The following is a 20,103-nucleotide window of genomic DNA, read 5'->3' as shown; positions in this document are numbered from 1 at the left end:
GGGTGCGCGGCGGGGCCGGGGTCCGGGAGGGACTCGGTCGCGGAGGTTTCGTCGAGGAACACCGGGCCCGTCTCGTCCACGGGGGCCGGAGCGGGGGCGGGACGGCTCGTACCCGGGACCCAGGCGGCGCCGTTCCAGTAGCGGACGTACCCGGGGATGGACGGGTCGGGGTAGTAGCCCTCGCGGGCCGCGTGCTCGCCGTCACCAGGGGAGGCCGTCAATGTCCCCAACTCCGATCGTGGCTCAAGGCTTGTGCAGGGGAGGACCCAAGGGGAGGACCATAGCCAAGAACCCCCTGCCGCCAGGTCCGGTAACGGGAGATTCCAAGCCTTCGGGCGAACCTCGCCCCGGTCCCGTCCGGACTCCCGCTCCCCGGCTCGCCCCAACCACCCCATTCCGGCCATCCGGCAGATTTCGGCCAACCTCGAAACCGGTGCCGGAAGTCGCGTCATACCCGGGCACATCGGCGCTCTCTCCGGGCGTGGGGCGATCCGCGCCCCACGCCCGCAAGCGACGCACCGAAGTGAGGCCGCCATGCACCACCACCCCGTCATCGAGCGCGAGCTGGAACTCAGGCTGGTCCTGTCCCCCGAGCGCAGCATCCGCGTCCCCGCGAAGCTGCTCTACCTCACGGACGACCCCTACGCCGTGCACATCACCTTCCACACCGGCACCAGCGCCCCCGTCAACTGGACCTTCGCCCGCGAACTCCTCGTCGAGGGGGTGTTCCGCCCGTGCGGCCACGGGGACGTCCGGATCTGGCCCACGAAGATCGACAACGAGTCCGTGCTGTGCATGGCGCTCAGCTCACCCGACGGCGACGCCCTCCTGGAGGCCTCGGCCGGCGCCGTGTCGGCCTGGCTGGAGCGCACCCTGCGCGTGGTCCCGCCCGGGACCGAGGCGGAGCGGCTCGGCCTCGACGAGGCGCTGGCCGAGCTGCTCACCCCGACCCCGGCCGACGAGCTGTGGCTGCGCGACCCGTGGCCCTCGGACGAGTCCGCGGACGGTGACCTGTGAGCGGCTTCCACGGGGGCGACGGCTCAGAAGAGCTTGCCGGGGTTCAGCAGCCCGAGCGGGTCGAAGGCCTGCTTGACGGCGCGCTGCACCTCCAGTCCGACCGGCCCGAGTTCGCGGGCCAGCCATTCCTTCTTCAGCACCCCGACCCCGTGCTCCCCGGTGATGGTCCCGCCCAGGTCCAGCCCGAGGGCCATGATCTCGTCGAAGGACGCCCGGGCCCGCCGCGTCTCGTCCTCGTCCGCGGGGTCGAAGCAGACGACCGGGTGGGTGTTGCCGTCGCCCGCGTGCGCGCAGACGCCGATGAGCAGGTCGTGCGCCCGCGCGATGGCGGCCGTGCCGTCCAGCATCTCCGCGAGCCGCGACCGGGGCACGCACACGTCGTCGATCATCGTCGCGGGCCGCAGGGCCTCCAGGGCGGTGAGGGACATCCGGCGGGCCTGGAGCAGCAGTTCCGACTCCGCCTCGTCCTCGGCGGGTACGACGGCACCCGCTCCGGCGGCGGTGCACAGTTCGCCGACGGCCGCGAGGGCGGCGGGCGCGTCCGGGGTGTCGAAGGCGGCCAGCAGCAGCGCCTCCGTGCTGTCGGGCAGCCCCATCTTCCCGAGGGAGTTGACGGCGCGGACGGTCGTACCGTCCATCAGTTCCAGCAGCGAGGGCGTCAGTCCGGATTCCATGACGGCGCAGACGGCGGCGCAGGCGGCCGCGGCGGAGGGGAACTCGGCGGCGAGCGCCAGCTGCCGCGGCGGCGCGGGCCGCAGCGCGAGGACGGCCCCGACGACCACTCCCAGGGTGCCCTCGGAGCCCACGAAGAGCCGGGTCAGGTCATACCCGGCGACCCCCTTGGCGGTACGCCGCCCGGTGCGCAGCAGCCGCCCGTCGGCCAGCACCACGTCCAGCCCGAGCACGTACTCGGCGGTGACCCCGTACTTGACGCAGCACAGCCCGCCCGAGGCGGTGCCGATGTTGCCGCCGATCGTGCACTGCTCCCAGCTGGAGGGGTCCGGCGGGTAGTACAGGCCCTGTTCGGCGACGGCCCGGGAGAGGACCGCGTTGACCACGCCCGGCTCGACGACGGCGATCCGGTCGACGGCGGAGACCTCCAGGATGCGGTCCATCTTCACGAGGGAGAGCACGATGCAGCCGTCGGAGGCGTTGGCGGCCCCGGAGAGGCCCGTACGGGCGCCCTGGGGGACCACGGGGACCCGTAGGGCGGTCGCGGTGCGCATCACGTGCTGCACCTGCTCCACGGTGCGCGGCAGGACGACGGCGGCCGGGGTGCCGGCGGGGCAGAAGCCGGCCATGTCGGTGGCGTACGAGGCGGTCACCTGCGGGTCGGTGAGGAGCGCCCCGGGAGGCAGTCCTTCGCCGAGCCGGGCGATGAGATCGTCATCCATGGGGCCAGAGTGGCAGCCGGGGCCATCGGTGTGAACACGGCTGCGACGGGCTTCGGACACCCGGGCGGTCTCTTCATATTGACGCACAGTGAGCGCATGGACGGTTACGACGAGCATTCCCCGCAGCCCGCGCCGCCCGTGACGTTCACCGGCCGCAAGACGGTGGTGGCGGCCGCGGTGACGGTGGTCCTGATCGCCGCGACCCTGCTGATCCGCCCGGCCCGCTCGGGCGACGACGCCCGCCCGCCGGGGCCGAGCGAGCGGGCCGCGTCGGCGGTGGGCATGGGCGCGCCGGTGGCGGCGGTGGACCTGACGGCGCTGGTGGCGGACCGGGAGAAGTGGCTCGCCGGGCATCCGGACGACGACGCTTCGTGGGCGGTGCTCGGCTCGGCGTACCTGGAACAGGCCCGGCGGACGGCTGATTCCGGCTGGTTCCCCAAGGCGGAGCGGGCGCTGAAGCGGTCGCTGGAGGTCCGGCCCGTCGAGAAGGGCAACTTCGACGCGATGACGGGCATGGGCGCGCTGGCCGGCGCCCGGGGGGACTTCGCGACGGCCCGCAAGTGGGGCGAGCTGGTACGGGCGCAGGCGCCGCGGCGCTGGACGGCGTACCCGGTCCTGGTGGACGCGTACACGGGCCTGGGCGACTACAAGGCCGCGCAGCGGTCGATGGACCAGCTGCTGGAGCTGCGGCCGGGCCTGGCCGCGCACCTGAGGGCCGCCCAGGTCTACCGGGACCGGGGCTGGCGCGAGGACGCGGTGGTGGCGCTGGAGGCGGCGGGGGGCGCGGCGAAGTCCCCGGCGGAGAAGGCGTACGTGCTGTTCCGGCTCGGGGAGCTGGCCTGGGAGCGGGGCGACCCGGCCGAGGCGCTGCGCCAGTACGAGGCCGCGCAGCGCACGGACCCGGCGCAGGCGGAGGCCCTGGGCGGCCGGGCGCGGGCGCTGGCGGCGCTGGGGCGGGGCGGGGAGGCGGTGCGCGACTACCGGATGGCGCTGGGGCGTACGCCGCTGCCGAGGCTGGCGCTGGAGCTGGGCGAGCTGCTGGACTCGCTGGGGCGGCCGGAGGAGGCGCGGGAGCAGTACCGGGCGCTGTCGGTGCTGGCGGCGCGCAGCGGCGCGAACGGCGTCAACGAGGAGGTGGTCCTCGGCCTGTACGAGGCGGACCACGGCGATCCGGCGGTGGCGGTACGCCGCCTGTCGGCGGAGTGGGAGCGGCACAAGAGCGTGCAGGTGGCCGATGCGCTGGGGTGGGCGCTGCACCGGGGCGGGGAGGACGCGACGGCGCTGGAGTACGCGAAGAAGGCGACGGACCTGGGGCTGCGGAGCGCGGAGTTCGCGTACCACCGGGCGGTGATCGAGCAGGGCGTCGGGGACGAGGCGGCGGCGCGGCGGTACCTCCAGGAGGTGCAGCGCACCAACCCGGTCTTCTCGCCGGTGCGGGGGCCGCTGGCGAAGGAGGCCCTGGCGGCGGTGGGCCAGCCGGCGCCGGGCGGGCCGGAGAACATGCAGCCGCGCACGCCGTGGGTGGCGCCGGAGCTGCCGAAGCCGAACCCCAGGCCGAAGCCGGCGGCGCAGGCCCCGAAGCCGAAGCCGAAGCCGCAGCCGGCGAAGCCGGAGCCCCAGCCGAAGTCCAGCCCCGCCGGCACGTAGGCCCGGGCCGCTGCGCGCCGGCCCCGCCGCGGGGTCCCGCGGCGGGGCCGGACAAGGGCCCGGGGGCCTCGCGACCTACAGGTTGCCGCGCTTCTCCTGCTCCCGCTCGATCGCCTCGAACAGGGCCTTGAAGTTGCCCTTGCCGAAGCCCATCGAACCGTGCCGCTCGATGATCTCGAAGAACACCGTCGGCCGGTCCTGCACCGGCTTGGTGAAGATCTGCAGCAGGTAGCCGTCCTCGTCGCGGTCCGCGAGGATCTTCAGCTCGCGCAGCTCGTCGATCGGCACGCGGGTGTCGCCGACCCACTCGCCCAGGGTGTCGTAGTACGCGTCCGGCACGGACAGGAACTCCACGCCCGCGGCGCGCATGTTGCGGACGGTCGCGACGATGTCGTTCGAGGCCAGCGCGATGTGCTGGACGCCGGGGCCGTTGTAGAACTCCAGGTACTCGTCGATCTGCGACTTCTTCTTCGCGATCGCCGGCTCGTTGATCGGGAACTTCACCTTCTTGGTGCCGTCCGCGACGACCTTCGACATCAGCGCCGAGTACTCGGTCGCGATGTCGTCGCCCACGAACTCCTTCATGTTCGTGAAGCCCATGACCTTGTTGTAGAACGAGACCCACTCGTTCATGCGGCCCAGCTCGACGTTGCCGACGCAGTGGTCGATCGCCTGGAAGGTCCGCTTGGCCGGCGGCGCCACGAGCGGCTCGACGGCGGAGTAGCCCGGCAGGTAGGGGCCGGTGTAGTCGACGCGCTCGACGAGCGTGTGGCGGGTCTGGCCGTAGGTCGCGATGGCGGCCAGCACGACCGTGCCGTGCTCGTCCTTGATCTCGTAAGGCTCGTCGAGACCGCGGGCGCCCTGCTCGACGGCGTAGGCGTAGGCGGCGCGGACGTCCGGGACCTCGATGGCGAGGTCGATGACGCCGTCGCCGTGCTCGGCGACGTGCTCGGCGATGAAGCGGCCGTGGTCCGTCGTCGCCTTGATGACCGAGGTCAGGACGAAGCGCGCGGAGCCGTTGGTCAGCACGTAGCTGGCGGTCTCCCGGCTGCCGTTCTCCGGTCCGGAGTAGGCGACGAGCTTCATGCCGAAGGCGGTCGAGTAGTAGTGCGCGGCCTGCTTGGCGTTGCCCACGGCGAAGACGACCGCGTCCATGCCCTTCACCGGGAAGGGGTCTGCCTCACGCGCGGTCTGCGGGGTGGTGTCCAGGGTCTCAGTCATGAGCGCAGCGTCCCGCCGTTCCACAAGCTGCGCAACAGTTTCCATTTCTGCTGTACAGATTGCCCAGCCTGGCTCCAGGATGACTGAGTGATCTGTGCAGTATGACCAGCCGATCGAGGGAAGGTTTCCATGGCTATCGACGAGCTCGACGGACGCTTGATCGTGCTGCTCGCGCGCGAACCCCGCATCGGGGTCCTGGAGGCCTCGCGCCGGCTCGGGGTGGCGCGCGGCACGGTGCAGGCACGGCTGGACCGGCTCCAGTCGAACGGGGTGATCCGCGGCTTCGGCCCGCAGGTGGACCCGACGGCCCTGGGCTACCCGGTGACGGCCTTCGCCACGCTGGAGATCAAGCAGGGCCAGGGGGCGGACGTACGGGCCCACCTGGCCGGGGTGCCGGAGGTGCTGGAGCTGCACACCACCACCGGGCACGGGGACATGCTCTGCCGGCTGGTGGCGCGGTCCAACGCCGACCTCCAGCGGGTCATCGACCGGGTGGTCGGCTTCGAGGGGATCGTCCGGGCGTCGACGGCGATCGTCATGGAAAACCCGGTACCGCTGCGGATCATCCCGTTGGTAGAACAGGCGGCCGAAGACCACTGACCGCACCCCCACCGGCATCCAAAGAAAGGGTTGCAAAGAAACCCTTGCATAGAACTCTTTGCAACCCTACTGTTGAGGCATGCCCGAGAAGAACGACGAAACCCCCCGTCAGCCGACGCAGCCCGCGGTCCGGACGCTCGACGCCCGCTCCCTGCGCGGCCTCGCCCACCCCCTGCGCATGCGCATGCTGGCCATCCTGCGCCAGGAGGGACCGGCCACCGCCTCCCAACTGGCCGAGCGGCTCGGCGAGTCCAGCGGCGCCACCAGCTACCACCTGCGCCAGCTCGCCGCCCACGGCTTCGTCGAGGACGCGCCCGGGCACGGCAAGGGGCGCGAGCGCTGGTGGCAGGCGGTCCACCAGGGCACGGCCTTCGACGAGACGCTGATGTACGACGAGAGCGACCCGGAGACGCGCGGCGCCGCCGACGCCTTCCTCCACGAGATCGCCACCATCCACGCCCAGGAGCTCAACACCTGGCTCGGCGACTCGCACACCTGGCCGCGGGAATGGCGGTCCTCGACGGACATGAGCGACTTCACGCTCCGTCTGACGCCCGCCCAGGCCATCGAGATGATCCACAAGGTGCACGACGTGGTGAACACCTACCGCGACCTGCCGCAGGCCGAGGACACCGAGACGGTCCGCGTCCACACGCACGCCTTCCCGCGCCGCGGCCACGCGTAGCCCCTCCCCCGCACCGCCCAGCCCTTCCCCACCCGCTCCGAAGGAGTCCTGCCGTGCACGCCTTCCCGCACACCCGGATACACGCCGCCCGCACCGCCGAACTCGCCGCCGACGCCGCCGCCTGGCGTCTCGCCCGTGACGCCGCCCCCGCCGCCGCGCCCGCCGCCCTGCGCAACCGGCTCGGCGAGGCCCTGGTCGCCGCCGGGGCCCGCCTGATGCGCCCCGAGCACCTCCACGCCCGCGTCCAGCGGCACGCCGTATGAACCGGCGCCCGTTCGCGGCCGTCCTGGTCGCCAACACCATCTCCATCGCGGGAAGTTCACTCACCCTGATCGGTGTCCCGTGGTTCGTGCTCCAGACCACGGGCAGCGCCGGACGGGCCGGGGTCGTCGCCTTCTGCGCCACCCTGCCCATCGTCGTCGCGGCCCTCGTCGGCGGCCCGGTCATCGACCGGATCGGCCGCCGCCGGGTCTCCGCCGCCTCCGACCTGGTCTGCGCCCTCTCGGTCGGCGCGATCCCGCTGCTGCACTACGCGGGGCTGCTGGAGTTCTGGATGCTGTGCGCGCTGATGGCCCTCGGCGGCCTCGTGCACACCCCGGGCCTGACCGCCCGCTCCGTCCTGCTGCCCAGCCTCGCCGAGCACGCGGGCACCACCGTCACCCGGGCGGCGAGCCTCTACGACGCCGTCTCGCGCGGGGCCCGGATGATCGGGGCCGCCGTGGCCGGCCTGCTGATCGCGGTACTCGGCGCCGAGGCCGTCCTGCTGATGGACGCCGCCACCTACGCCGTGTCGGCCCTGCTGGTCTCCGCCTTCCTGCGCGGAGTTCCGGCCGCCGAACCCCAAAGGGCCGCGCAGAAGCCATCGTTCGCCGCCTACCGCGCCGAACTCGCCGAAGGCTGGCGGTTCCTGACCCGCTCACGGCTCCTGCTGGGCATCACCCTCATGGTGATGATGACCAACGGCCTCGACCAGGGCTGGTCCTCCGTCCTCCTGCCGGTCCACGGCCGCGAGGACCTCGGCGGCGCCACCGCCATCGGCCTGATGATCTCCCTCTTCGGCGGCTTCGCCCTGCTCGGCGCCCTCCTCTACGGGGCGTGGGGCGAGCGCTTCCCGCGCCGGGCTCTCTTCGCGGGCGCCTTCCTGGTCTCCGGCGGCACCCGCTACGTGGTCGCCGCCGTCACCGACACCCCGCTCCCCCTCGCGGTGACCATGGCCCTGGCGGGCCTGGGCGCGGGCGTGCTCAACCCCGTCCTGTCGACGGTGATCTTCGAGAGGGTGCCCGAGGAGCTGCGCAGCCGGGTCTCCGGCGTGACCACGGCCGGCTGCGAGCTGGCCATGCCGATGGGCGGCCTCGCGGCGGGCCTCCTGGTCGACGGGTTCGGCGTCCGCTGGGCCCTGCTCGCCTTCGGCGGCGTCTACCTGCTGACCACGCTGAGCCCGGTCCTCTTCCCGGCCTGGCGGGAGATGGACACGAAGCCGCCGGCCGCCGTCAGCAAGTCGGAGGGTCCTCACCCCGGTTCAGCCCCCGCAGAGCGTTCACCGCATCCGTCAGCGAAGTGACGGGGATCAGCTGGAGCCCTGCGGGCAGCTCGGACTTCGCGTCCGAGCACTCGGCCTTCGGCACCAGGAAGACGGTCGCCCCGTCACGGCGGGCGGCCTGGGTCTTCAGACCGACACCGCCGACCGCACCGACCGTCCCGTCGGCGCTGATGGTCCCCGTACCGGCGACGCTGCGCCCCCCGGTGAGGTCGCCGCCGCTGCCGTCACCGTCGAGCTTGTCGACGATGCCGAGGGTGAAGAGCAAGCCGGCGCTCGGGCCGCCGACGTCGGCGAGGTTGAGGTCGACCTTGACGGCCTTGGGGTCCTTGTGGAGGAAGCCGAGGGCGGCGTCGGCCGCGGCCGACTGCGACTGGGCCATCTCCTGCAGGTTGTGCTCCTCGATCTGCTTCTCGCTCCCGCCCGTGGGATAGACGGCCTCCCTGGGCATGACCGCCTGGTCGCTCCTGAACCAGTGGTCGACGAGCTCGTGCAGCTTCATCGTCGAGGTGGGGCCGGTGGCGCGGATGGTGGTCATCCGCAGCTGGCCCTTGGTCTCGTGGACCGGGGCACCGGTGATGGTGATGACCGGCTTGCCCTGGTCGGAGCCCAGTACGTCGGCCGTGGGCCCGGGGATCGCCACCACGAAGGGCAGCGGCGCGAAGGCCGCTACGGCGAACAGCGCGAGGACGGGCGCGGCGCAGACGGCCAGGGCGGTGGGACGCGGCAGACGTGTGAGGCGAGAGAGCACCCGGTCAATCTACCGACCCGGACCGCCCGGCCCGCGCCGCACGCAGCCGCGTCCGCCGGCGCGGGACGCCCGGAGGCCGGAGCGGCACGCGCTGCGGGACCGCTGCGGGACGCCCGGCGCGGGGCGCCCGGAGGCCGCGCCGGGCGTCAGCGCAGGGCGTCCGCCACCTCGCGGGCCGCGTCGACCACGCGGGGCCCGACGCGCTCCGGTACGGCGTCGGCGAGCATGACGACGCCCACGCTCCCCTCCAGGCCGGTGATGCCGACCAGGGGGGCGGCGGCGCCGCTGGCGCCCGCTTCGAGTTCGCCATGGGTGAGCGTGTAGCCGGGCTCGATCAGCGAGCCCTGACGGGCGGCCAGGATCGCCCGGCCGGCCGCTCCGCGGTCCAGCGGGTGGCGGAAACCGGCCCGGTAGGCGACGTGGTAGTCCGTCCAGGTGGGCTCCACGACGGCCACGGCGAGCGCCTCCGTACCGTCGACGAGGGTCAGGTGCGCGGTGGCCCCGATGTCCTCGGCGAGGGAGCGCAGGGCGGGCAGGGCCGCCTCGCGCACCAGCGGGTGGACCTGCCGGCCCAGCCGCAGCACGCCAAGGCCCACGCGGGCCCGGCCGCCGAGGTCGCGGCGGACCAGGGCGTGCTGTTCGAGCGTGGCCAGCAGGCGGTACACCACGGTGCGGTTGACGCCGAGCCGGTTGGAGAGCTCGGTCACGGTCAGCCCGTGGTCGGTGTCGGCGAGCAGTTTGAGGACTCTGAGCCCTCGGTCGAGAGTCTGGGAGGTTTCCGCGGTCACGACGCCTCTCCCTCTGTATCGGTGGGCGGCGGTGACTCTCACGCGGTGCAGCGCTGCCGGTCCGTCGGCGACGCACGGAGAGGCCGCCGGTAGCGGCCATGGCACCGGCTGCGCTCCCGCGGCGGCGCTGCCACGGGGCGTTCGATGCGGGGACAGTAGCGAGCGGGTCCGCTCAGCGGAAGGCCTCGTCCAGAATCCGGTCGCCTCCTGCCGGTTTCAGCCCTTTTCGGCGCGCGCCTGTATCGATTCGTAATGTCCCTCGACCGAAAATCGGTTTACCTGACCACTACTCTGATCGTGTTCAAAAAACGTTGGGGGGATCGGGGCGACACGCGTCTCGAAACGCATACCAGGGGAGAGAAGCACCAAGTGAAGCTGAAGCGCATGGCCGTCGTGGCCGCCGCCGCCGTAGTGGGTCCGACCGTCCTCATGGCCACGCCGGCCATGGCCGACGAGGCCAAGAACACCGCCGTCACCACCCCGGACTCGGCCCCGAAGGAAGACGCCGCCCCGGCCGCCGAGACCCCGGACGCCAAGTCCGCCGACGCCGCGAAGCCGGCCGTCGAGACCCCCGCCCCGGCCGCCAAGCCCGCTGCCGAGAACCCGGCCCCGGCTCCGGCCAAGCCCGCCCCGGCCCCGGTGGACGAGGACGTCCTCAACGCCACCGGCCCGGTCCTCGGCCTGGGTGGCGTCCCGGCCTCCTTCAAGGCCGGCGGCGACTGGACGAACCTCACCGTCAAGGTGGACAACTCGAAGGGCAAGGCGCAGGAGAGCTACGTGCTCGTCCTGGCCGTCGCCGACGAGGCCAACAAGCTGAGCGCCAAGGACGTCCACGTCCAGCTCTACTACCAGGGCAGCTGGCACGACGTCGAGGTCATCAGCGATGAGGGCACCCCGGTCGCCCTGCTCACCGACGACATCGAGATCCCGGCCAAGAACCTGAGCCTCCAGGTCCGCGTCAAGTTCAACGCGGGCGCCCCGAAGGGCGACATCGCCATCGCGGTGGCCGGCGGCAGCAACGTGGACGAGGACGTCTTCTCGGACACCGCCTGGGCCGAGTCGAAGATCGTCTCCGGCAGCACCAACGGCGGCGGCAACACGGGTGGCAACACCGGCAACACCGGCGGCAACCACAACGGTGGCGGCAACACCGGTGGCGGTAACGACACCAAGCCGAACGGCGGCGGTACCACCACGCCGATCGTCGACCACAACACCGGCAGCGGCACGGGCACCGGCACCACCGCCGGCGGCGAGCTCGCCGAGACCGGTGCGGACGCCGCCACCAGCTGGGCGCTCGGCGCCGGCGGTGTGGCCCTCGCCATGGGTGCGGCCCTGGTCGCCGGCACCGGCCGTCGTCGCCGCGTCACCAGCTGACCCGGCTCCACGCCCCACGGCAACGGGGTCCGTGCGCAGCAGCGCACGGACCCCGTTCCGCGTGTCAGGGACGGATCACCGCATCCGGGTGGCCCACTCCTGCACCTTCTTGATCCGCTCCTTCAGCTGACCCGCCGTCGCCTCCGCGCTCGGCGGCCCGCCGCACACGCGGCGCAGCTCGGTGTGGATCACCCCGTGCGGCTTGCCGCTCTGGTGGACGTACGCGCCCACCATCGTGTTCAGCGACTTGCGCAGCTCCAGCAGCTCCTTGTGCGAAACCACCGGACGCCGCTCCGCCGGAAGCTCCAGCAGGTCCGCCTCCGTGTCCGGCTTGCGCCGGCTGTGCGCGATCTGCCGCGACTGCCGCTTCTGCAGCAGCAGCTGCACCTGGTCCGGCTCCAGCAGGCCCGGAATGCCGAGGTAGTCCTGCTCCTCCTCGCTGCCCGGGTGGGCCTGCATGCCGAACTCGGCGCCGTCGTAGAGCACCCGGTCGAAGACGGCGTCGGATTCGAGGGCCTCGAAGGACATCTGCTCGTCCTCGCCGGTGTCCTCGTCCTCCTGCCGGTTCGCCTCCTCCATCTCCTTCTCGGACTCGGCGTACGGGTCGTCGTCCTCGCCCGCCTTCTTCGGCCGGTCCAGGACGTGGTCGCGCTCGACCTCCATCTCGCTGGCGAAGCCGAGGAGGTAGGGGATCGTCGGAAGGAACACGGAGGCCGTCTCGCCGCGCCTGCGCGATCGCACGAAGCGGCCGACGGCCTGCGCGAAGAACAGCGGGGTCGAGATCGTCGTCGCGTACACGCCCACCGCGAGGCGGGGGACGTCGACGCCCTCGGACACCATGCGGACCGCGACCATCCAGCGGTCGTCGTTCGCGCTGAAGGTGTCGATGTTCTTCGACGCGCCGGTGTCGTCGGAGAGCACGACGGTCGGCCTGGTCCCGGTGATCTCCCGGATCAGCTTCGCGTACGCGCGCGCCGCGTCCTGGTCCGCGGCGATGACGAGGCCGCCCGCGTCCGGGATGCCCTTGCGGACCTCCGTCAGCCGCTGGTCGGCGGCGCGCAGCACGTTCGGCATCCAGTCGCCGCGCGGGTCCAGCGCCGTGCGCCAGGCCTGCGAGATGGCGTCCTTGGTCATCGGCTCGCCGAGGCGGGCCTCGATCTCGTCGCCGGCCTTGGTGCGCCAGCGCATGTTCCCGCTGTAGGACAGGAAGATCACGGGCCGGACGACGCCGTCGCCGAGGGCGTTGCCGTAGCCGTAGGTGTAGTCGGCGGACGAGCGGCGGATGCCGTCGTTGCCCTCCTCGTACGTCACGAACGGGATCGGGTTCGTGTCGGACCGGAAGGGCGTGCCGGTCAGGGCCAGGCGGCGGGTCGCCGGGTCGAAGGCCTCCAGGCAGGCCTCGCCCCAGGACTTGGAGTCGCCCGCGTGGTGGATCTCGTCCAGGATCACCAGGGTCTTGCGCTGCTCGCAGCGGTTGCGGTGCAGCATGGGGCGCACGCCGACACCGGCGTAGGTGACGGCGACCCCGTGGTAGTCCTTGCTGAGCGGCCCGGCCGAGTACTCGGGGTCGAGCCGGATGCCTATGCGGGCGGCGGCTTCCGCCCACTGTTTCTTCAGGTGTTCGGTCGGCGCGACCACGGTCACCTGCTGGACCACGTGGTGGTGGAGCAGCCAGGAGGCCAGGGTCAGCGCGAAGGTGGTCTTGCCGGCGCCCGGGGTGGCGACGGCGAGGAAATCGCGGGGCTGGGTCTGGATGTACTTGTCCAGCGCCCCCTGCTGCCAGGCACGCAGTTTGCTGGCGGTACCCCACGGCGCGCGGCCGGGGAAGGCGGGTGAGAGGTGGTGGGAGGCGGTAGTAGTCACGGTCTCCGGGTTCGTCGCTCTCGGCAGTCGTGGCAGTCGTGGCTGTGCTGTCAGTCGTACGTAGGACAACCGGGCCACCTTACCGGCGCGGGCCCGCCCCTCGCGGAGGGACAGGCCCGTGACCTCGGCGGGTGCGGCGAGAGTCACACCGCGGCGGACAACTCCCGCAGCCTGGCGGCGATCACCGCGACCTCGGTCTCGGCCCCGGAGGCCACGGCGACGACCAGCGCGTACGCGGCGTCCTGGTCGACGGCCGCGAGGTCGGTCCCGTTCACGGCGAGGAAGGTCGCGGCGGCGAGCCAGGCGGTGCGCTTGTTCCCGTCGACCAGGGGGTGGTTCGTGGCGATGCCGTGGAGCAGCGCGGCGGCCTGCTCGTACGGGTCCGCGTAGGCCGGGGTCCCGAACATGCGGGCCCGGGGCCGGTGCACGGCGGACTCCAGCAGGCCCGGCGCCCGTAGCTCGACGGGCTGGTCCTGGGCCAGGCAGGCGTGCCGGGCCAGACCGAGGACCTCGGCGAGGGTGAGGTGGCGCACGCCGGGCGTCCCGGTCATTCGCCGAGCCGCTTCAGCAGCGGCGCGTGCCGCTCCGCCAGCCGGGCCGCCACGGCGCCGACCCGCTCGCGTTCCCGGCGCAGGTGCTCCCGTACGGCGGTCAGGGCGAGCTCCTCGGGTGTGGAGCCGGTGGCGTCGGCGAGGTCGGCGAGCTCCGCGTGATCGGCGTCGGAGAGCCGGACGGTCAGGTCGTTCTTCACGCACGCAGCGTAACGACGGGGAGGTGTCGCGTCAGCCGGATTTCACGGCCGGGCGCTCGTGCAGCCGGGTCGCGACCCAGGCCCCCACCAGCGCCACGCAGGCCATCGGCAGGAAGACGACGAGGAAGGCCGCCGGATGCGAGGCCCCCGCCGCCGAGGCGGCGGCGTGATCGGCGGCTGCGCCCACCGCTCCCCCGCCCAGCGCGGCGAAGGCCGCACCGCCGGCCGCCAGCAGGACGACGTTCGCCAGCGCGTCGGAGATCTGCAGCGCGGCGGAGTTCGTGCCCGCCTCCTCCGGCGCCGACAGCTTCAGCAGCAGCACGCTGGTCGAGCCGATCACCAGGCCCATGCCGAGGGAGCCCACGGCCCACGCCAGGGCCACCGTCCACACCGGCACCGACTCGATCAGCACCGCCGGGGCCGCGAGGATGGCGAGCGCCACCATCACCATCCCGGCCACCATCAGCCGCTCCCGGTACGGGGCCGTCCGCCCCTGGGACTGCAGCCACGAGCCCGCCGCCCACGTCACCCCGCCCAGCGCCAGCGAGAACCCGGCCAGGGTCGGGCTGAGCCCGCGCTGGGTGACCAGCATCAGCGGCACGAAGCTCTCCGCCCCGATGAAGGCCCCGGCGGCCACCCCGCGCAGCAGCACCACGGACGGCAGCCCGCGCCGCGCCCGGTACGTCCCGCGCGGCAGCAGCCCCAGCACCGCCGGCACCAGCAGGGCCGCTCCGGCGAGCCCGGGCAGCAGCGACAGCCACCGCAGGTCCTGGGCGGCGTACTGGAGCAGCCCGGCGCCCGCCGAGATCCCGAGGGCCAGCCGGATCCGCCGCCGGTCGAAGGCCGCGGGCACCGCCCCGCCGGTCTCCGCGCCCACCGGCCCGGACGCGGTCCGGCGGATGGCGGGCAGGGCCACCATCAGCGGTACGACGACCAGGACGGGGATCCCGAGGAACACCCACCGCCAGCCGAGGTGCTCGGTGACCGCCCCGGCGGCCAGCGGCCCGACGATCGACGGCACCACCCAGCTCGCGGCGAAGGCCGCCATGATCGCGGGCCGCAGCCGTTCCTCGTAGGCCCGGCCGACGACGACGTAGAGCGCGACGATCACCAGCCCGCCCCCGAACCCCTGCACGGCCCGCCCGAGCACGACCACCCCCATGACGGTGGCGGCCCCGGAACACACCAGCCCGGCGGCAAAGGCCCCGATCCCGACGGCCAGCGGCCGCAGCGGCCCCTGCCGGTCGGACCACTGGCCGGCCAGGACCATGCTGAAGAGGCTGGTGGTGAAGTAGGCGGAGAACGCGAAGGCGTAGAGCCCGACCCCGTCCAGCTCCCGCGCGACGACGGGCATGGCGGTGCCGACGGCGGTGGCCTCGAAGGCGATCATGAAGATGACGGAAATGATCCCGACACTGAGCGTCCGGTACGCCGGCCCCAGAATGCCGCCGGGCGGGTCGGCAGGGGCGGCGGCGGTCTCTGCTATCCGGGGTTCAAGGGCGCTCATCGCCCCAGAGTAAGGTCCGTCCCCTTGTCCCGCCCCTGTCATTTAGGCGGATCCCGCTTGGTCCGCAGGACCTAGGTCCGACGGCCCGTTGTGAACGCCGCATGTCAGTCGTATGGCGTCCCCCGGGCCTGCCTTCCCGGCCGCGGCCGTGGCCCGTACGTTCGTACTCGTCAGTGCTTGGCCGTGTGCCCGAGTGGTTGAGGGACTCGCCTGCAAAGCGAGTTACGCCGGTTCGATTCCGGTCACGGCCTCTGGGAGGGGGCCGTCCGGGGGAGTTCCCTGGGCGGCCCTCAGCGGTTCACGGGCTACTCGCCGGAAGCTCCTCGGCGCGGGGCGGGAGGCCGCCGTCGTCGGCGCACTGGAGTTCCTTGGCCACGGCCAGGGCGGCGGAGTGGGTGATGGTCAGGTAGTCGGGGCGGAGGATGGTTTCGCCTTTGCTGGCTTCCCACTGCTCGTGGAACAGAAGCCTGATCCGCAAGGGGATGTCCCGGGTGGAGCCGACGCGGGAGCTGACGCAGTCGTATTCGAGGTAGACCACCTTCCGCTCCCGAGTGGAAACCCGTACGCCCTGATCGTTCCCGACCGCAAAACCGTCATATTTACTGTCGGCGGTGAATCGCACAAACGCTGTGGCAAGACGAGACTCCGCTGGTTCCCCTGAAACCTTGCAGGTCGACTGCGGCATGTTACGAATACTCGCGCCTGCCCTGTACGCGTTCTCCATCGCCTGCGCGACAGCCCGGACGTCCGGGTTCCTGTCTTCGTCTCGAAGCAGGAACGTAGTGGATTCAAGGACCCGTTCCAGCGCCTTCCCCCCTTCTCCAGGGAAGAGACCGGCACAGACCTGACCGGTGGAAAGCTTCGGCCATTGCCACCCTCGCTCCGACGACTCCGCCTTCTTGGAGCAGCCCACAGCCGCCATACCGAGCACCCACAGGGCCACAGCCGAGCCCACCAACGACCGTCCGATCTGTCCACGGTTCACTTGACGCCCTTGGTCTGCGCCTCATGACCCTGCTGACGGGCAATGGAGTTGCCGCTCTCGTACCCGAGGCGCATCGACTCGACGAAGTCGTTGCCGAAGTCGCCGTTCGGATCGATGGCGTGGCGCTCCATGAACCCCCTCATCGGCGCCTCGGCACTGTGCTCACCTGCCTGGAACATCGCCTTGTTGCTGTCGTGCGTCTCGCCGTCGATCTTGTCTTTGTGCTGCTCCTTGGCCTCGTCCGACCACTCTCCGATGACCTGCCCAGCGGCCTGCTCCACGAGACCGGTACCGGTGTCCACGGCCAGGGGGACGACGACCGCCGCCGCGCCGGCCGCAGCGGCCGTGGCAGGCAGAAAGGCCACACCGGCCGCGATGGCGGCCGTGGTGCCGAACTCGACCCAGGCGGAGCTCTGCTCATGCGCCTTCTCGTACGCCTCGTGCTTCTTCTCGCCTACTCCCCTGACCTGCTCCGCCCGAGATTCGTCGAGAATGCCCTGCACCTCTGCACTGGTACGGATCGTCGCCCGGGCCCGCCCCTCGTCGATCGTTCCTTCGTGCACCGCTTGGCTCTCCAGAACGCTCGCGGAGTAGACGCGTTCAGCGGTGGACACGGTGGCGTAGGCGTCGGGGTGCTGCCCGAGGGCGGCGAGCAGGTCACGGGCAGGGTCGCGCTCGAATTTCGCATGCGCCTGCTTGTCACCGTCGCGCTGTGCGAAGACGCTCAGATCCTCGTTCCCATCGAGCGCACGGTTGACGTCGTCGATGTAGCCAGCGGTCATATGACCCAGGCTGTCCGCGAGGAACTCCTGGTGCTTCAGTAGCCCGGCATCGCCACCGTACTTCTGCGTCACTGCCTCCATGACGTGAGCCCCTGCCTCGGTCCGGTGGAGCTCCGGCTTGGGGGCGTCCCACGCGTGTCCGAGGGTGGCAGCCTCCAGGGCGTGCCCCAGGGCGTCGGGCATGTACCTCTGGGCCTTCTTCAGGTCGTCCGGGTTCATGCCCTCCATGTCGATGGTGGAGTGGTACTTCTCGTTGGCGAAGAAGTCGAGGTAGCTGGTGATGGGCTTACCCTTGGCGTCCTTGCCCAGTTCGAGCTTCCCCTCCCTGACCGTGCCGTCCTGGTTGTAAACGGGTGGCGAGGGCTCGCGCTCGGGGTCGAAGAACTGCGCCGACGCCTCCGGGCTGTGCCCCAGGGCCTCCAGGAAGCTCACCACCGGGTCGTAGCCCGCGCCGTTGACGCCCGACGGGTTGAGCATGTTCTTGCCGTAGCCGTTGAGCTGCCGGGACTGGCCGAAGAAGTCCGGGTTCCTGGCGTGGATCTGCGTCGCGTGCTCGGCGATCGGGACCAGGAACTTGGGGTCGTAGTTCCCGTAGCGCATGATCCCGCCGAGCAGCTGGTACCCGTACGGCGGGTTCTGGTCGTAGCGGGCCAGGGGGATCTGCTGGGTGCCCAGCCTGCGCAGCTCCGCCGCGTAGCCGTCGGGCAGGTGCGGCTCGGTGCTGGAGCGGGTGGCGGTGGCCAGGTTGAGGCCCAGGTTCCTCTGGAGCTCCTGGACGTCCTTCAGCCGCTGCTCGTCGAGCTTCCCGTACGCGTACGTGTCGGTCGACATGGTGCCGAAGAACTGGAGCGCGCCCTTGGGGCCCAGGTTCCCGTAGAAGGCGGTGGAGAACTCCGGCACCTTGGCGTTGTCGGCCAGCAGCTCGTTGAGCTCCGCCAGCTCGGCGTGCGAGAGGTTCCGCCCCTTGCGCGCGAGACCGGTCGCGCGGCCCGCCTGCTCGGCAGTGAGGCCCGCGTACTTCGGGGCGCTGAAGTCGTGGTCCTCGGCCACGTTGGCGTCGAGGAGACGGGCGAGGGACCGGTCGACGTCGTCGCAGGCGTCGACGACGGCGTCCACCTTCGCCTGCCACAGCGGGCGGTTGACGCGGAGGGACTCCTGGTAGTCGGGGTCGTGCCGGGCGGCTTCGCGGTCCGCCTCGGTGGCGAGGGGTAACGCCTCGACCTTCCCGTGGGCGTCGACCCGGAAGCCGGCTGCGGGAGCCTCCTCCTCGGCGATCTTCCTCAGCCGCTCGCGGGAGGACGTGAAGACGTCGTGGCCCTGGGAGAGGGCCTGGTGGATGCCCTGGGCCTCCTGGGCGGCGTCCTCGAACTCCTTGGCCGTCTTGTCGACGAACGGCCGCGCCACGCCCGCCGTGACCCCGCTCCACTCGGCCTTGTCGGACTTGGCCTTCATGCCGTTGCGGGCAGCCTCGGCCAGCTCCTCCAGCTTGGCGGCCGTCGCCCGCCAGTCGCGGACGGCGGTGGCGAGCCGGCCGACCGGGGCGTTCAGGACGTTCTGGTACGTCAGCACGGCCGCGCGCTTACCCGCTACTTGAGGTACTCGTCGATCTTGGAGGAGGTGAACTCGGCGTAGAGCTGCCGCTCTTCCCTGGCGTGGGAGGAGAGGGAGTAGTTGAGCCCGTTGGAGATCTGGGCGCAGGCGGCGACGAGGGTCTTGACCTGGGTCTCCCAGCGGGCGTTCGCCTTGGCGAGGGCGCCACCGCTGGCGAAGCCCTCCTTGGCGAGGGCGGCGGCCGCCTCGGCGGAAGCGGTGGCGGCGTGCTTGGCGTCGGTCTGGAGGCGGGAGTGGAGCGTGTGCGCTTCGCTGCCGATGGCGCCGATGTGGTCCTGGTTGAGGGCGAGGTCGGCTCCGCCGGTGGCTCCGCCGGGGGTGTGGTCGAGGTGCGTCGGCGCTGTGGCGGTGGCGGTGGCGCGTGCGGCGGCCCATTCCTGGTCGAAGGACATCGCGTGCGCTCCACTCCCGTGTCAGTTCAGGTCAACGCCTGGCCCGGCGTACGACGACCGCGGTGACGGCCCCGCCGATGAGGACGCACGCCCCGAGTCCGAGGGCGAGCCAGCGCCAGGTGCCGCTGTCGTCCTTGTCTACCGCAGGGACGGCCTGCGGCGCCTGCGACGGGGTGATCTTTCCCCCGGTCGAGGGAACGGGAGCGTCCTTGGCTGCCGCCGCCGCCGCGAGATCCGGGAGCGGGTACACGTCCGCCGGCCCGGGGTCACCGGGGGTGGGCAGCGCGACGCGGGGGCGCACGACGCCGTAGCCGATGTAGTCGTTCCGCTCGACGCCGTCCACGGGCTTGCCGGCGGTGTTGAGGAGGACGCGGAGGATCTGGTTGTTGGTCCAGGTGGGGTGAGCGGACCATAGGAGGGCGGCGGAGGCGGAGGTTAGGGCTGTGGCGTCGCTGGTTCCGTGGCTGGTGCAGAGCCCCGTCTTTCCCGTGCATGCCGTGACGATGTCATCGCCGGGGGCGGAAAGGTCAACCTGTGGGCCCCGCTCGGACTCCTTCGTCGCCTCTCCGCTGGAGCTCACCGCGGAAACACCAACCACTCCAGGCGTAGCAGCCGGGTAGTTGATCCTATTAAGGGTCTCCCCCTCATTTCCAACAGCAGCAAAGATCAACTTTCCTTTTGCTAGCGCATATTTCACCGCTTCAGCACGTGCCCCATCGTCCTTTGGCGTACCTGCTCTGCCTTGCGAAATGTTGATAACTCGGGCTTCCGAGTCAGCCGCGTATCGGATGGCATCCACCCAAGACGGAGTAGCAGCCCCTTCCAGCAGGTTCGGCACTCTGATCGGGAGGATCTTGGCGCCAGGCGCAAGACCATAAGCGCCATCCCCACTAGGATGCTTGCCAGTACCAGCGATGATCGCGGCCATGCTAGTTCCGTGACCGTCGTAGTCGTCGCGCGCATCCCCCCCGGCGTCTCCTGCGGGAAACACCTTTCCCGGCAGTACTTGACCTTCGAGTTCCGGGATGTGGCTTACGCCCGTATCGATGACCGCGACTGTAACTCCCTTACCGGTGCTGAGCTTCCAGATATCGTCGGCCTTCATGGCGTCGAGATGCCACTGTTGCTCTCGGATGGTCTGCGCATGCGCTGGGGTCGCTGCGACCCCAGTCAGCAGCAGACCAACCAGGGCTGA

The 20,103-nt window shown here is 71.6% G+C and carries 20 protein-coding genes and 1 tRNA gene; 9 read left to right on the top strand and 12 right to left on the bottom strand.

The genetic code is table 11. The features are described from left to right. Positions 1 to 534: 534 nt before the first annotated feature. Complete coding sequence (locus AB0F18_RS13900; protein WP_362059091.1) at positions 535 to 1,017, top strand: SsgA family sporulation/cell division regulator; 483 nt, start codon at positions 535 to 537, stop codon at positions 1,015 to 1,017. 23 nt (positions 1,018 to 1,040) lie between these two features. Here AB0F18_RS13900 and AB0F18_RS13895 read toward each other — a convergent pair whose 3' ends face one another. Continuing rightward, on the bottom strand, positions 1,041 to 2,411 hold the full coding sequence (locus tag AB0F18_RS13895) for an FAD-linked oxidase C-terminal domain-containing protein (RefSeq protein ID WP_362059088.1): 1,371 nt from the start codon (positions 2,409 to 2,411) through the stop codon (positions 1,041 to 1,043). A gap of 96 nt (positions 2,412 to 2,507) precedes the next feature. Here AB0F18_RS13895 and AB0F18_RS13890 point away from each other — a divergent pair, with 96 nt between their 5' ends. Beyond that, complete coding sequence (locus tag AB0F18_RS13890; protein ID WP_362059085.1) at positions 2,508 to 4,058, top strand: tetratricopeptide repeat protein; 1,551 nt, start codon at positions 2,508 to 2,510, stop codon at positions 4,056 to 4,058. A 75-nt stretch (positions 4,059 to 4,133) separates the two neighbouring features. Here AB0F18_RS13890 and hppD read toward each other — a convergent pair whose 3' ends face one another. Then, a complete protein-coding gene (gene hppD / locus AB0F18_RS13885) occupies positions 4,134 to 5,279 on the bottom strand; it encodes a 4-hydroxyphenylpyruvate dioxygenase (RefSeq protein ID WP_362059082.1) in 1,146 nt (381 codons plus the stop codon). A gap of 129 nt (positions 5,280 to 5,408) precedes the next feature. Between hppD and AB0F18_RS13880 the strand changes: the two genes are divergently transcribed. The 4 genes from AB0F18_RS13880 to AB0F18_RS13865 all read left to right on the top strand — a co-directional run bounded on the left by AB0F18_RS13880 (position 5,409) and on the right by AB0F18_RS13865 (position 8,125). Continuing rightward, a complete protein-coding gene (locus AB0F18_RS13880; protein ID WP_362059080.1) occupies positions 5,409 to 5,879 on the top strand; it encodes an Lrp/AsnC family transcriptional regulator in 471 nt (156 codons plus the stop codon). A 79-nt stretch (positions 5,880 to 5,958) separates the two neighbouring features. After that, positions 5,959 to 6,564: a winged helix-turn-helix domain-containing protein gene (locus tag AB0F18_RS13875; RefSeq protein WP_362059077.1), complete on the top strand. Its 606-nt coding sequence runs from the start codon at positions 5,959 to 5,961 to the stop codon at positions 6,562 to 6,564. Positions 6,565 to 6,617: 53 nt separating this feature from the next. Then, the gene (locus tag AB0F18_RS13870) at positions 6,618 to 6,827 is read left to right on the top strand and encodes a hypothetical protein (protein WP_362059074.1); all 210 of its coding nucleotides are present in this window, start codon (positions 6,618 to 6,620) and stop codon (positions 6,825 to 6,827) included. Further along, positions 6,824 to 8,125, top strand: a complete 1,302-nt coding sequence (locus AB0F18_RS13865) for an MFS transporter (RefSeq protein ID WP_362059071.1) — start codon at positions 6,824 to 6,826, stop codon at positions 8,123 to 8,125. Before AB0F18_RS13870 ends, AB0F18_RS13865 begins: the two co-directional genes overlap by 4 nt. Here AB0F18_RS13865 and AB0F18_RS13860 read toward each other — a convergent pair. Both AB0F18_RS13860 and AB0F18_RS13855 read right to left on the bottom strand, forming a co-directional pair. Continuing rightward, on the bottom strand, positions 8,055 to 8,852 hold the full coding sequence (locus AB0F18_RS13860; RefSeq protein ID WP_362059068.1) for a S16 family serine protease: 798 nt from the start codon (positions 8,850 to 8,852) through the stop codon (positions 8,055 to 8,057). The two genes, AB0F18_RS13865 and AB0F18_RS13860, sit on opposite strands and share 71 nt — an antisense overlap. A 146-nt stretch (positions 8,853 to 8,998) precedes the next feature. Beyond that, positions 8,999 to 9,640 carry a helix-turn-helix domain-containing protein gene (locus tag AB0F18_RS13855; RefSeq protein WP_007264382.1) on the bottom strand — a complete coding sequence of 214 codons (642 nt, stop codon included), beginning with the start codon at positions 9,638 to 9,640 and terminating at the stop codon, positions 8,999 to 9,001. Positions 9,641 to 10,009: 369 nt separating this feature from the next. Between AB0F18_RS13855 and AB0F18_RS13850 the strand changes: the two genes are divergently transcribed. Beyond that, positions 10,010 to 11,017, top strand: a complete 1,008-nt coding sequence (locus AB0F18_RS13850; protein ID WP_362059065.1) for an LPXTG cell wall anchor domain-containing protein — start codon at positions 10,010 to 10,012, stop codon at positions 11,015 to 11,017. A gap of 75 nt (positions 11,018 to 11,092) precedes the next feature. On the opposite strand, the gene AB0F18_RS13845 is transcribed toward AB0F18_RS13850, so the two are convergent. The 4 genes from AB0F18_RS13845 to AB0F18_RS13830 form a co-directional block, all read right to left on the bottom strand. Further along, positions 11,093 to 12,880 carry a DEAD/DEAH box helicase gene (locus tag AB0F18_RS13845; RefSeq protein WP_362059062.1) on the bottom strand — a complete coding sequence of 596 codons (1,788 nt, stop codon included), beginning with the start codon at positions 12,878 to 12,880 and terminating at the stop codon, positions 11,093 to 11,095. A 143-nt stretch (positions 12,881 to 13,023) separates the two neighbouring features. Further along, a complete protein-coding gene (locus AB0F18_RS13840; protein ID WP_362059059.1) occupies positions 13,024 to 13,431 on the bottom strand; it encodes a type II toxin-antitoxin system death-on-curing family toxin in 408 nt (135 codons plus the stop codon). Further along, on the bottom strand, positions 13,428 to 13,631 hold the full coding sequence (locus AB0F18_RS13835) for a hypothetical protein (RefSeq protein WP_362059056.1): 204 nt from the start codon (positions 13,629 to 13,631) through the stop codon (positions 13,428 to 13,430). Before AB0F18_RS13835 ends, AB0F18_RS13840 begins: the two co-directional genes overlap by 4 nt. Positions 13,632 to 13,662: 31 nt before the next feature. Continuing rightward, positions 13,663 to 15,138, bottom strand: a complete 1,476-nt coding sequence (locus AB0F18_RS13830) for an MFS transporter (RefSeq protein WP_362059053.1) — start codon at positions 15,136 to 15,138, stop codon at positions 13,663 to 13,665. 179 nt (positions 15,139 to 15,317) lie between these two features. On the opposite strand from AB0F18_RS13830, the gene AB0F18_RS13825 reads away from it, so the two are divergent. Beyond that, positions 15,318 to 15,389, top strand: a tRNA-Cys gene (locus tag AB0F18_RS13825). A gap of 47 nt (positions 15,390 to 15,436) precedes the next feature. Here the strand turns inward: AB0F18_RS13825 and AB0F18_RS13820 are convergent. The 4 genes from AB0F18_RS13820 to AB0F18_RS13805 form a co-directional block, all read right to left on the bottom strand. After that, a complete protein-coding gene (locus AB0F18_RS13820) occupies positions 15,437 to 15,676 on the bottom strand; it encodes a hypothetical protein (RefSeq protein WP_362059050.1) in 240 nt (79 codons plus the stop codon). A gap of 443 nt (positions 15,677 to 16,119) precedes the next feature. Then, positions 16,120 to 18,474: a hypothetical protein gene (locus tag AB0F18_RS13815; RefSeq protein ID WP_362059047.1), complete on the bottom strand. Its 2,355-nt coding sequence runs from the start codon at positions 18,472 to 18,474 to the stop codon at positions 16,120 to 16,122. Positions 18,475 to 18,491: 17 nt separating this feature from the next. Continuing rightward, positions 18,492 to 18,908, bottom strand: a complete 417-nt coding sequence (locus AB0F18_RS13810) for a hypothetical protein (RefSeq protein WP_362059044.1) — start codon at positions 18,906 to 18,908, stop codon at positions 18,492 to 18,494. Between the two features lie 31 nt (positions 18,909 to 18,939). Then, on the bottom strand, positions 18,940 to 19,956 hold the full coding sequence (locus AB0F18_RS13805) for a S8 family serine peptidase (RefSeq protein ID WP_362059117.1): 1,017 nt from the start codon (positions 19,954 to 19,956) through the stop codon (positions 18,940 to 18,942). On the opposite strand from AB0F18_RS13805, the gene AB0F18_RS13800 reads away from it, so the two are divergent. Next, on the top strand, positions 19,846 to 20,103 hold the full coding sequence (locus tag AB0F18_RS13800) for a hypothetical protein (RefSeq protein WP_362059120.1): 258 nt from the start codon (positions 19,846 to 19,848) through the stop codon (positions 20,101 to 20,103). The genes AB0F18_RS13805 and AB0F18_RS13800 overlap by 111 nt on opposite strands.

The sequence above is a fragment of the Streptomyces sp. NPDC029216 genome (genome assembly GCF_040648015.1).
Taxonomy (GTDB): Bacteria; Actinomycetota; Actinomycetes; order Streptomycetales; family Streptomycetaceae; genus Streptomyces.
The sequence above is the reverse complement of the archived record's forward strand: the minus strand, read 5'-3'. Positions and strand labels throughout refer to the sequence as shown.

What these genes read in the sequence shown, in the direction of transcription:
- AB0F18_RS13900 (WP_362059091.1), top strand. Translation starts at nt 535, where the DNA reads ATGCACCACCACCCCGTCATCGAGCGCGAGCTGGAACTCAGGCTGGTC.
- AB0F18_RS13895 (WP_362059088.1), bottom strand. Translation starts at nt 2,411, where the DNA reads ATGGATGACGATCTCATCGCCCGGCTCGGCGAAGGACTGCCTCCCGGG.
- AB0F18_RS13890 (WP_362059085.1), top strand. Translation starts at nt 2,508, where the DNA reads ATGGACGGTTACGACGAGCATTCCCCGCAGCCCGCGCCGCCCGTGACG.
- hppD (WP_362059082.1), bottom strand. Translation starts at nt 5,279, where the DNA reads ATGACTGAGACCCTGGACACCACCCCGCAGACCGCGCGTGAGGCAGAC.
- AB0F18_RS13880 (WP_362059080.1), top strand. Translation starts at nt 5,409, where the DNA reads ATGGCTATCGACGAGCTCGACGGACGCTTGATCGTGCTGCTCGCGCGC.
- AB0F18_RS13875 (WP_362059077.1), top strand. Translation starts at nt 5,959, where the DNA reads ATGCCCGAGAAGAACGACGAAACCCCCCGTCAGCCGACGCAGCCCGCG.
- AB0F18_RS13865 (WP_362059071.1), top strand. Translation starts at nt 6,824, where the DNA reads ATGAACCGGCGCCCGTTCGCGGCCGTCCTGGTCGCCAACACCATCTCC.
- AB0F18_RS13840 (WP_362059059.1), bottom strand. Translation starts at nt 13,431, where the DNA reads ATGACCGGGACGCCCGGCGTGCGCCACCTCACCCTCGCCGAGGTCCTC.
- AB0F18_RS13830 (WP_362059053.1), bottom strand. Translation starts at nt 15,138, where the DNA reads ATGAGCGCCCTTGAACCCCGGATAGCAGAGACCGCCGCCGCCCCTGCC.
- AB0F18_RS13810 (WP_362059044.1), bottom strand. Translation starts at nt 18,908, where the DNA reads ATGTCCTTCGACCAGGAATGGGCCGCCGCACGCGCCACCGCCACCGCC.